This window comes from Paraburkholderia sp. SG-MS1, from assembly GCF_012275575.1.
Taxonomy (GTDB): Bacteria; Pseudomonadota; Gammaproteobacteria; order Burkholderiales; family Burkholderiaceae; genus Paraburkholderia.
In genome coordinates this window covers 1-11,509 of the sequence record NZ_NPIH01000271.1, presented here as the reverse complement: position 1 = coordinate 11,509, position 11,509 = coordinate 1, and the positions used below count along the sequence as shown (strand labels likewise).

The 11,509-nt window shown below is 62.9% G+C and carries 8 protein-coding genes and 1 tRNA gene; 2 read left to right on the top strand and 7 right to left on the bottom strand.

Translation table 11 applies throughout. The features are described from left to right. Window positions 1-223: 223 nt before the first annotated feature. Together CIC12_RS27520 and gltX are read right to left on the bottom strand one after the other, a co-directional pair. A tRNA-Ala gene (locus tag CIC12_RS27520) sits at window positions 224-299 on the bottom strand. A gap of 124 nt (window positions 300-423) precedes the next feature. Continuing rightward, window positions 424-1,833: a glutamate--tRNA ligase gene (gltX, locus tag CIC12_RS27515; protein ID WP_168668854.1), complete on the bottom strand. Its 1,410-nt coding sequence runs from the start codon at window positions 1,831-1,833 to the stop codon at window positions 424-426. Between the two features lie 685 nt (window positions 1,834-2,518). Between gltX and CIC12_RS27510 the strand changes: the two genes are divergently transcribed. After that, window positions 2,519-3,469, top strand: a complete 951-nt coding sequence (locus CIC12_RS27510; RefSeq protein ID WP_168668852.1) for a patatin-like phospholipase family protein — start codon at window positions 2,519-2,521, stop codon at window positions 3,467-3,469. 211 nt (window positions 3,470-3,680) lie between these two features. Here CIC12_RS27510 and CIC12_RS27505 read toward each other — a convergent pair whose 3' ends face one another. From CIC12_RS27505 to CIC12_RS27485, 5 genes are all read right to left on the bottom strand, one after another. Next, a complete protein-coding gene (locus CIC12_RS27505; RefSeq protein ID WP_168668850.1) occupies window positions 3,681-4,346 on the bottom strand; it encodes a C40 family peptidase in 666 nt (221 codons plus the stop codon). A gap of 137 nt (window positions 4,347-4,483) precedes the next feature. Continuing rightward, window positions 4,484-6,103 (bottom strand): ABC transporter ATP-binding protein, encoded by a 1,620-nt coding sequence (locus CIC12_RS27500; RefSeq protein WP_168668848.1) that lies wholly within the window; start codon window positions 6,101-6,103, stop codon window positions 4,484-4,486. Then, window positions 6,100-7,206 (bottom strand): ABC transporter permease, encoded by a 1,107-nt coding sequence (locus CIC12_RS27495; protein WP_168668846.1) that lies wholly within the window; start codon window positions 7,204-7,206, stop codon window positions 6,100-6,102. The genes CIC12_RS27500 and CIC12_RS27495 overlap by 4 nt, the downstream gene beginning before the upstream one ends. Continuing rightward, the gene (locus tag CIC12_RS27490) at window positions 7,206-8,243 is read right to left on the bottom strand and encodes a microcin C ABC transporter permease YejB (protein ID WP_168668844.1); all 1,038 of its coding nucleotides are present in this window, start codon (window positions 8,241-8,243) and stop codon (window positions 7,206-7,208) included. Before CIC12_RS27490 ends, CIC12_RS27495 begins: the two co-directional genes overlap by 1 nt. Window positions 8,244-8,303: 60 nt before the next feature. Further along, window positions 8,304-10,295, bottom strand: a complete 1,992-nt coding sequence (locus CIC12_RS27485) for an extracellular solute-binding protein (protein ID WP_168668842.1) — start codon at window positions 10,293-10,295, stop codon at window positions 8,304-8,306. Window positions 10,296-10,419: 124 nt separating this feature from the next. Here CIC12_RS27485 and fabI point away from each other — a divergent pair, with 124 nt between their 5' ends. Beyond that, on the top strand, window positions 10,420-11,211 hold the full coding sequence (gene fabI, locus CIC12_RS27480) for an enoyl-ACP reductase FabI (protein ID WP_168668840.1): 792 nt from the start codon (window positions 10,420-10,422) through the stop codon (window positions 11,209-11,211). Window positions 11,212-11,509 lie beyond the last annotated feature (298 nt).

Below are 11,509 nucleotides of genomic sequence, written 5' to 3'. Positions count from 1 at the left end.
GATTCGAACCCCTGTACTCACCGTGAAAGGGTGATGTCCTAGGCCTCTAGACGAAGGGGACATAATCTTTTCAGATCTGTCTTTAATCAGCTGCTAACTGACGCCAACTTCTCAGTCATTTCGTTCAATAGCAGCGAAGACCAATATTCTAGCTACGTTTCCAGCATTTGTGAAGTCTTTTTTTCTACAACTTCCAGACTTCTGAACAACTTTACTCTTTTGTTGGTGGAGGTAAGCGGGATCGAACCGCTGACCTCTTGCATGCCATGCAAGCGCTCTCCCAGCTGAGCTATACCCCCTGCACATCAGAGAAACGAGATTCTAGAGGCCAATCTGCGCTTTGTAAATACCCTTTGAGCAATTGCATGCGACTTTTTTCAAGCCGCATGCAAGCCCTTTCAACGCGCATGTGAACGCACGCGTTTAAGCCAGCGCTTTTCCAATACGGCTCACGACCACGTCGCGGCCAAACAGCATCAGCACGCTGTCGATTGACGGCGTATGCGTCGTGCCCGCCACCAGCAGACGAACCGGCATCGCCAATTGCGGCATCTTCAGTTTGTGCGCGCTGAGCGTCGCCTTCAGCGCGGCGGCGATCGCCTCCTTGCTCCACTCCACGGTCTTCAGTGCGGCGGCCAGATCGGCGAGTGCCGGACGCACCGCGTCGCTCACGTGCTGCGCGAGCGATTCGGCGTCGGGCGTCGGTGCGCGATAGAACATCGCGGCGTTCTCCGCGATCTCCTTGACCGTCGACGCGCGATCCTTCAGCAAGCCCACCACTGCCGTCAGATCCGCACCTTGCGCGAGCGCCGCTGCGTCGATACCGAGCTCGGCAAAGAACGGCTTTGCCAGCTCCGCAAGACGCGCGTTGTCCGCTTCCTTGATGTAGTGCGCATTCAGCCAGTTCAGCTTGTCGTGGTCATACTGGGCCGGCGACTTGCCGAGGTGATCCAGATCGAACCATTCGACGAACTGCTCGCGCGAAAACACTTCCGCGTCGCCGTGCGACCAGCCGAGGCGCGCCAGATAGTTGACCACCGCTTCTGGCAGATACCCCGCATCGCGATAACCCATCACGCTCATCGCGCCATGGCGCTTGCTCATCTTCTCGCCCTGCTCGTTCAGTACGGTCGGCAGGTGCGCGTACACCGGCGGCTCGCCGCCCAGCGCACGGAGGATGTTGATCTGGCGCGGCGTGTTGTTCACGTGGTCGTCGCCGCGGATCACATGCGTGATGCGCATGTCGAGATCGTCGACCACTACGCAGAAGTTGTATGTCGGTGTGCCGTCCGGACGCGCGATCACGAGATCGTCGAGTTCCTCGTTCGAGATCTCGATGCGGCCCTTCACCGCGTCGTCCCATGCCACCACGCCCGTCAGCGGATTACGGAAGCGCAGCACCGGCTGCACGCCTGCCGGCGGTTGCGGCAGTACCTTGCCCGGTTCCGGGCGCCACGTGCCGTCGTAGCGCGGCTTTTCGCCGGCTTCGCGCTGCCGTTCGCGCAGCGCGTCGAGCTCTTCGGTCGACATGTAGCACGGGTAGACGAGCCCGGCGTCCTGCATCTCTTTCAGCACTTCGCGGTAACGGTCCATGCGCTGCATCTGGTAGAACGGGCCTTCGTCAAAATCGAGGCCGAGCCACGCCATGCCTTCGAGAATGGCGTCGACGGATTCGCTGGTGGAGCGCTCGACGTCGGTGTCCTCGATCCGCAGCACGAAGGTCCCTTTCATCTTGCGCGCGAACGCCCACGGATAGAGCGCGGAGCGAATGTTGCCGAGGTGGATGAAGCCGGTGGGACTCGGTGCGAAACGGGTACGAACGGAGGTGGTCATTAGCGTTACTCGGAAGACTGGCGCCGGCGCCCGGACAGACATGGCCCTTCAGGCGCGGCAGCGGACCGCGCCCATGCAGCGCAACAGCACCGTGCATGGACACGAGGGAAATAAAAGCGAGAGGCGAATTATACCTTCCGCGCGTGCGTTGCCTGGCCTCGTCCGAATGGACGATGGCGGTGCGTGCGAGGCAGCGGTTGGCGTATGGAATGGGCCTTAAGAGCTTGCTTGACCGTGTCGGTGCGTGCGCCCAGCAAACTTCCGGGACGTATCGCGCGAGCGGTGGGCTGCGGCGCGCCCTGGCCTGGTCGCAGGGACTATGTTTTCTCAACAGGGACCGGCCGAAGGCAACGGGGCCCCTCCCGAGTTGCGCGAGACGCGGGTTTCGCCGAACTGAGCCGAGGCACGTGCGCAACGCTCCAGCGGCGCACGTGCGCCGAATCCGAGCCGTCTCGAAGCCTCGGCGAAACCGCGCCCCAAGCCACCCAAATGCTTCCTCTGCAACGTTTCATTACCAGGCCGCCGCGCCCGTGGGCCTTTGATTTATGATGTGCGCGCGCTGCGGTTGCCGATAGATCCACAGCGCGTGGAATCGTCGCTGACGATCCTGTCCGTTTGACTATCAGCCTGACCGCGGACCGCGGCGACGTCGAATGCGTCAGCCGCGCCGTTGCTGGAGAACTCGTTGAAACCCTCGTCGCCCCGTCTCGCCCGCCGCAACTTTTCCTTGGCAGCCGCCTCCGCGGTGCTGGCCGCCTGCACCACGACCGGCGGCGGCAAAACCGATAACTCGCCGCTCGCCGCCACGCCCACCGTCAACCCGCCGCCGCTCGACAAAGCGCAGCGGCCGGTCCGTGTGGCGCTGGCGCTGGGCGGCGGCGCCGCGCGCGGGTTCGCGCACATCGGCGTGATCAAGGCATTGGAGGCGCGCAACATTCATGTCGATCTGGTGGCCGGCACCAGCGCCGGATCGGTGGTCGGCGCGCTGTATGCATCGGGTATGAACGGCTTTGCGCTGAACAAACTCGCGCTGACCATGGACGAAGCGTCGATCAGCGACTGGGCGATGCCATTTCGCACGCGGGGCTTCCTGCAGGGCATCGCACTGCAGAACTATCTGAACACGACGCTGAACAACCGTCCCATCGAAAAGATGGCGAAGCCTCTCGGCGTGGTGGCGACCGATCTGAAAACCGGTCAGCCGATTCTGTTCCAGCGCGGCAACACGGGCATCGCGGTACGCGCGTCGTGCAGCGTGCCGTCGATTTTCGAGCCGGTGAAGATCGGCGGTCACGAATATGTCGACGGCGGTCTGGTGAGCCCGGTGCCCGCCTCGTTCGCACGCAAGATGGGCGCGGACTTCGTGATCGCCGTGGATATTTCGCAGCGCCCGGAGAGCGGCCTGACCGCCAGTTCGTTCGACGTGCTGATGCAGACCTTCACGATCATGGGCCAGACGATCAAGGCTTATGAACTCGACAAGTACGCCGATGTCGTGATCCGGCCGAATCTGGCCGCGATGAGCGGCAGCGATTTCTCGCAGCGCAACTCGGCGATTCTGGCGGGCGAGGAAGCGGTGGCGAAAATGATGCCGGAGTTGCAGCGCAAGCTGGCCGCGAGCCGGGCGACGGCGTAGGCGGGCACGCCGGGGCGGGTGCGGCGCCCTTGTGCAGCAGCGACACGGCAGTGGATCAAAGCACCGCGCCGAGCCNGCAAATCCCGCCTATTCGGTCCGAAAAACCGCGCAACCCAGCCTCCGCGCGGCTCACAAGCCGCCGGCAGAAAGCAAAAAGCCTGCTTCATTCGAAGCAGGCTTTTTTCCGCGCTTAAACGCCGACGAGGCCGAATCAGTTATTCCCGCCGATCGTCGCATTCACGCGTTTGCGCAGATCTTCTCCTTCCTGATACGACGCCTCGATACGACGCGCGCCCGTAAAACGCTTTTCCCAGTAGCCGCTATCCATGTCGTCGACGCGGATCGTGCTGCCCGTGGACGGCGAATGCACGAATTTGTTGTCGCCGATATAGATGCCCACGTGCGAGAACGTACGGCGCATCGTGTTGAAGAACACCAGGTCGCCCGGCTTCAGATCGCTCACGCGAACCTTTTCGCCGACGCGGCTCATTTCCTCGGCGCGGCGCGGCAGCGCCATGCCGAGCGTGTCCTGGAACACATAGCGCACGAAACCGCTGCAATCGAGACCCGAATCAGGCGTATTGCCCCCCCAACGGTAGCGAACGCCGATCATGTTCAGCGCACCGACCACCACGTCGCCCGCTTTGCCGGCCATGCCGGACAGGAACGATTTGGCGCCGCTGTCGCTGTCGGAAGCGCCCGTTTGCGAGTTGGAGAAGGACAAGGGATTCGACCCGGTGGAGGTCGACAGTGAGGCATTCTGATTGAAACTGCTTACTTCGTCGGCGAAAGCGCCGGGAGCTGCTGCCATCAAGACGCCAATGAACATCCCGGCGACGACGCGCGTGCAAGCCTGGGTTAAGTTTCTGTGCTGCATTGGTCGGTAGTTTTTGCCAAAAAATCAGGGGTATACGGAAAAAAGTTTGGTCGATACTAGCCAGTAAGTATTCACGTGTCAAAACAAATAGAAAAATTCAATCGAGATACGCACCCAATTGGTGAAAGGGTGAAAAATCAACGGTCGAGCGCCGCTTTCAGCAGCTTTCGCGTGTAAGGATGCACAGGCGTCGCAAAAATCTTCTCAACCTCTCCGCTTTCGACAATCGAACCGTTTTGCATCACCGCGACGCGGTGCGCCATCGCTCCAATCACGGCAAGGTCGTGGCTGATGAAAACGAAGCCGAGGTTGTACTTGTGTTGCAACGCGGCTAGCAATTTCAGCACTTGCTGCTGAATGGAAACGTCGAGCGCGCTGGTCGGTTCGTCGAGGATCAGCACGCGTGGTTCGAGCACCAGCGCGCGGGCAATCGCAATCCGCTGACGCTGGCCGCCGGAAAACTCATGGGGATAACGGTATAGCACCGTGCGGTCGAGCCCGACTTCGCGCAGCACCGCGATCACCTTGTCGCGCCGCGCTTGCGGCGTCATTTGCGGCCGGTGCAGCGTGAGCCCTTCGCCGACTATCCTCTCGATCGTCTGACGCGGTGAAAGCGAACTGAACGGGTCCTGAAACACGACCTGCATGTTCGACCGTAAGGCGGTCTGCTCGGTGCCGCGATAGCTGCCGAGCGCCCTGCCCTGAAATTCGATTGCGCCGTGCGCGGTACGCTGCAGACCGAGCAGTGCCATCGCGAGCGTCGACTTGCCGGAGCCCGATTCGCCGACGATCCCCAGCGTCTCGCCCTGCCGAACCGACACGTTCGCCTCGGCGACCGCGCGAAACCGTCCCGAGCGGAACCAGCCGGCAAAGCCCGGCAACTTCGTTTTGAAGTCGACGGAGACCTCGCGCGCCTCGAGCAGCACGGGCGAGATCGGCAGCACCGGCACCACCGTGCGCTGTGGCCGGCTCGCGAGCAGGCGCTGCGTGTACGGATGCCGCGGCGCCATGAACACCTGCTCGACCGGCCCGCTCTCGACCAGCACGCCCCGCTCCATCACCGCGATGCGCTGCGCGAAGTGGCGCACCAGATTCAGGTCGTGTGTGATCAGCAGCACGGCCATGCCGCGCTTTTGCGCTTCGTCGCGCTGCAACTCCAGCAGCAGGTCGACGATCTGGGCGCGGATCGTCACGTCGAGCGCGGTGGTCGGCTCGTCGGCCAGCAGCAGGCGCGGACGGCACGCGAGCGCCATCGCAATCATCGCGCGCTGCCGTTGCCCGCCCGACAGTTGATGCGGGTAACTGTTCACGCGCTTGCCCGCCTCGGCGATACCGGTGCGCCCCAGCAGCGCGACCGCGCGCTTGCGCGCCTCGCTCGCCGTCACGCCGTCATGCACGACGATGGTCTCCGCGATCTGGTCGCCGACCGTATAAAGCGGATTGAGCGCGGTCATCGGCTCCTGAAAGATCATGGCGATGTCCGAGCCGCGCATGCCGCGCATCTCGCGTTCGCTTTTGGCAAGCAGTTCCTCACCATCGAAACGGATCGAGCCGCTCACCTGCGCGTCGCTCAGGAGCCGCAGGATCGACAGCGCAGTCACGCTCTTGCCCGAGCCGGACTCGCCGACCAGCGCGACCCGCTCGCCGCGCCCGATCGCGAGCGTGACGTCGTTCACCGCGACGGTGTCGCCGAAGCTCACGCGCAGATGCTCGAGTTCCAGCAGAGGCGGCGCGCCGTTCTGAAGCGTTGCGCTCATTGATTGCCCCCAGCGCGCATCGCATCGGAGATGCGGGTGTCGAGCGCGTTGCGCAGCGCGTCGCCCATGAATGTCAACAGCAAGAGCATCGCGACGAGCACGCCGAAGGTGGACAGCGAAATCCACCACGCGTCGAGATTCGCTTTGCCTTGCGCGAGCAGTTCACCGAGGCTCGGGGTCGGCGACGGCACGCCGAGGCCGAGAAAGTCGAGGCTCGTCAGCGCGAGAATCGCGCCGCTCATGCGGAACGGCAGGAACGTGATCACCGGTGTCAGGCTGTTGGGCAGCACGTGGCGCCACATGATCTGCCAGTTCGACAGGCCCATCGCTCGCGCCGCGCGCACATAGTCCTGGTGACGATTGCGCAGAAACTCCGCGCGCACGTAATCGGACAGGCCGATCCAGCCGAACAGCGAGAGCAGCACGATCAGCAGAAGGAAGCCCGGCTCGAAGATCGACGAGAAGATAATCAGCAGATAAAGCTCCGGCATCGCGCTCCAGATTTCGATTAACCGCTGCCCGACGATATCGATACGTCCTCCGAAGTAACCTTGCACGGCGCCCGCGGCGATGCCGAATATCGTGCCGATCAGCGTCAGCACGAGTCCAAACTCCACCGACACGCGAAAGCCGTAGAGCAGCCGCGCGAACAGGTCGCGGCCACGGTCGTCGGTACCGAGCCAGTTCTCGCGCGACGGCGGCGCAGGGTTCGGTGCCTTCGAGAAGTAATTCAGCGTGTCATAGTAGTAGCGATTCGGCGGATACACCGCAAAGTTGCCCGGCGCGTCAAAGCGGTGCTTGATATACGGATCGAGATAATCGGCCGGAGTCGGGAAATCGCCGCCGAAAGTGGTCTCCGCATATGTCTTGAACATCGGGAAATACAGGAGGCCGTCGTAGCGCGCGACCAGCGGCTTGTCGTTCGACCATAGCGGACCCGCGAGGCTTGCCGCGAACGCCACCACGAACACGATCAGACTCCAGTAGCCGAGGCGCTGCTGGCGAAAACGCTGCCACACGCGGCGCGCGGGCGATGGCGACACGAACGCGCGCGCGGGTTCGCTGCGCGCCGCCGCGTCGACGGAAAGACGGGCTCGATTCATCAGCGCTCCAGTTGTTCGAATTGGATGCGGGGATCGACCCACACATAGCAGAGGTCGGAGATCAGCTTGGTCGCGAGGCCGATCAGCGTGAACAGATACAGCGTGCCGAGCACGACCGGATAGTCGCGCCGCACCACCGATTCATAAGAGAGCAGCCCGAGCCCGTCGAGTGAAAAGAGCGTCTCGATCAGCAGACTGCCAGTGAAGAACGCGCCGATGAAGGCCGCCGGAAAACCGACGATCAACGGCAACAGCGCATTGCGGAACACGTGCTTCCACAGCACACGCTTCTCAGACAGGCCTTTGGCGCGCGCGGTCAGCACGTATTGCTTGCGGATCTCGTCGAGAAAAGCGTTTTTCGTCAGCATCGTGACGACCGCGAAACTGCCGACTACCGAAGCCGTAATCGGCAACGTGATGTGCCACAGATAGTCGACGATCTTGCCGCCCACGCTCAACTGCGCCCAGTTGTCCGAAGTGAGATTGCGCAGCGGAAACAGTTGCAGGAACGTGCCGCCGCCGAACAGCACGAGCAGCAGCACGCCCAGCACGAAGCCCGGAATCGCGTAGCCGATCAGCACCACGAGGCTCGTCGCGATATCGAAGCGCGAGCCGTTGCGCACCGCCTTCGCGATGCCGAGCGGCACCGATATCAGGTACGTGAGGAAGAAGGTCCATAGGCCGATGCTGATCGACACCGGCAACTTCGACACGATCAGCGACCACACGCTTTGGTGGCGGAAATAGCTCTGTCCGAGGTCGAAGGTCGAGAAGCGCTTGAGCATCAGGACGTAGCGTTCGAGCGGCGGTTTGTCGAAGCCATAGAGCTGCTTGAGCTGCGCGAGCTGTTGCGCGTCGACGCCGCTATGCGAGCGCAGACCGAACGGCGCGCCGCCCTCCGCGCCCTTGCGCAGTTCGTGCTGCATCTGCTCGACCGGGCCACCCGGCACGAACTGGATCACGACGAAGGTCAGCGTCAGTACGCCGAGCAAGGTCGGGATCATCAGCAACAGGCGTTTGAGAATGTAGCTCCACATAAGCGGCGTTCCGGTGCGAAGACGATAAGCGGGGGCGCGCTGGCGCGGCGGCGGTCGTGGCTACGAATGCGGTTGCGGCTGAGGCTGCGCAAGGGGTTGCAACCCGGACTGCGGTTGCGCGTGCCACCACGTCGATGTAATCCAGCCTTCCGCGCCATAGTACAGCGGCAGCATTTTCGGCCATGCAAGGCCGCGTTTGAACGCCACCCGATGCGTGCCGCTGTACCAGTGCGGCACGACATAGTAGCCATGCATCAGCAGCCGGTCGAGTGCATGCGTTGCATCGACCAGTTGCTCGCGCGTCTGCGCATGCACGAGCGCGTTCAGAACGGCGTCGACCACCGGCGACTTCAAGCCGATCGCGTTGTCCGAACCCTTGGTATCGGCGGCCTTGCTGCCGAAGCGTTCGATCTGCTCCGAGCCCGGCACCTGCACGTCCGGCATGCGCAGCGTGGTGACGTCGAAGTCGAACGCGTCCAGACGCTTCTGATAGACCGCGTAGTCCGAGACCCGAAACGTCGCGGTAATGCCAAGCTTCTGCAGATTGCGGATGAAGGTCGCGACGATCGGCTCCATCGACGCGGCCGAGCCCGAATCGTCGAGAATCTCGAACTGGAACGGCTCGCCTTTGGCGTTACGCAACGCGCCGTCGCGGTAGGTCCAGCCGGCTTCCTGCAACAGCTCGCGTGCCTGCAGCAGATTGGCGCGCAGCGAGCCCGGCGCATCGGTGTCCGGCTGCTTCGGCGGCGGACCGAAGACGGCGGGGTCGAGTTGCGCTCGCCACGGTTCGAGCAAAGCCAGCTCGCCCGGCGAAGGCAGGCCCTTCGCCTGCAAATCGGTATTGGCGAAGAAACTGTCGATACGCCGGTATTGATTGAAGAACAGTTGCCGGTTCAGCCACTGAAAGTCGAGCGCGAGATCGAGCGCCTTGCGCACGCGCACGTCCTGGAACAACGGACGGCGCGTGTTCAGGATGAAGCCCTGCATGCCAGTACCGTTGTGCTGCGGGAACTCACGCTTCACCAGCTCGCCGCTATCGAACTTCTTGCCGACATCGCGCCGCACCCAGTTGCGCGCGACGTATTCGACCAGCGCATCGTACTCGCCGGCCTTGAAGGCTTCGAGCCGCGCGGTGGCATCCGAGTACAGCTTGTAGACGATGCGATCGAAGTTGTTCATGCCGACGCGCACCGGCAGATCCGCGCCCCAGTAATTCGGGTCGCGTCGATAGGTGATGGTGCGGCCGTTATCGTACTGCTCGATCAGATACGGGCCACTGGAGATCGGCTTTTCGAATGCGAGCTGGTCGAACGGAATGCGGCTGCCGTCAAGCTTCAATCCCCACTTGCGGGAGAACACCGGCATGCCGCCCGCGAGCAGCGGCAACTCGCGATTGCGCTGGCGAAATTCGAAGCGGACCGTGTGCGGATCGACCACCACCGCACGCTCGATTTCGCCGAAGATCGAGGCGAATTGCGGCGCGGCCTGCGGGCTCTTCAATGTGTCGAGCGAGAATTTGACGTCGTCGGCGGTGACCGGGTCGCCGTTGGAGAAGCGCGCGCGCGGATTGATGTGAAACGTCACCGACAAGCCGTCCGGCGCGACGTTGATGTCGTCGGCGAGCAGCCCATAGGCGGACGCGACTTCATCGCTGCTGCCCACAGTCAGGCTCTCGAACAGCAGGTCGACACCAGGCGCTGTATTGCCGCGCAGCGTGAACGGATTGAACTTGTCGAAGCTCGTGAGACGGCTCGGGTTGGCCAGCACCAGCGTGCCGCCCTTCGGCGCATCCGGATTGACGTAGTCGAAGTGCTTGAAACCAGCCGGGTATTTCGGCTCGCCGTATTGCGCGATCGCATGCGCCGCGTGGGCCTGCGACGTCGCGAGCCATCCCGCCATGGCAAATACGCAGGCTGTCGCGACGGCGCGCACGGGACGCCATGCACGCCACACCACTGCGAGCCCGGCATGCGAGGGGCCGTGCGAGGGTTCGTCAATCACGCGGCATCGACATGCAGGAGGCGTTTGAACCCGTCGCGAGCCAGTTGTCATAGGGGCCTTGTTGATCCGTGGGCAATTGCAGTGTGAGAGAATTCTACCTAATTAATCCGCGCCGTCCGCGCATCCCGGGCGCGCGATCTTCGCCTACGCGGCGCGCCGAACGTCAGGAGATGGCATGGGCTTCCTCAGTGGCAAACGCATCCTGCTGACCGGCTTGCTGTCGAACCGTTCTATTGCCTACGGCATCGCGCAAGCCTGCCGGCGCGAAGGCGCCGAGTTGGCCTTCACCTACGTCGGCGAGCGCTTCAAGGAGCGAATCACCGAATTCGCCACCGAGTTCGGCAGCGACCTCGTGTTTCTCTGCGACGTCGCCGAGGACGCGCAGATCGACGCCCTCTTCGCTTCGCTCAAGGAGCACTGGAGCGGCCTCGACGGGCTCGTTCACTCGATCGGCTTTGCACCGCGCGAAGCGATTGCAGGCGATTTTCTCGACGGCATGACGCGCGAAAATTTTCGCATCGCACACGATATCTCCGCATACAGCTTCCCCGCGCTCGCCAAGGCCGCGCAGTCGATGTTCACGCCGGACGCGTCGCTGCTGACGCTAAGCTACCTCGGCGCAGAACGCGCGATGCCGAACTACAACACGATGGGACTCGCCAAGGCTTCGCTCGAAGCGAGCGTGCGTTATCTGGCGGTGTCGCTCGGCGCGCAGGGCGTGCGCGTGAACGGGATTTCCGCGGGACCGATCAGGACGCTAGCCGCCAGCGGCATCAAGGGCTTCGGCAAGATTCTCGACTTCGTCGAACAGAATGCGCCGCTCAGACGCAACGTAACGATCGAACAGGTCGGCAATACCGCGGCGTTCCTGCTGTCGGACCTGGCAGCCGGCGTGACCGCGGAAATCGTGCACGTCGATAGCGGCTTCAATGCGGTGGTGGGCGGTATGGCTGCGGCGACCGGGTGAATGTTGAAGGCGTCCGCAGTCTCGCGATGTCACGGCATGATGAATAGGCCGCACGAACAGGCTGCAACTCACGGGCGTGACTCGCGTCACGTCGCGCTATTCGCGAGCCGGGTGCGCATGCGTGACAGACGTAAAAAACCGCCCTGTCGGGCGGTTTTTTACTGAATCGACGACGCCATCCTGATCGCGCTCGACAGCTCAGTGCCAGCCGCGATGATTGTCGTAGTGATGCCGGCCATAGTCGCTATGGCCCGGAGGATGATGGCGATACCAGTCATCGCGCGCCCAGTAGCGGCGG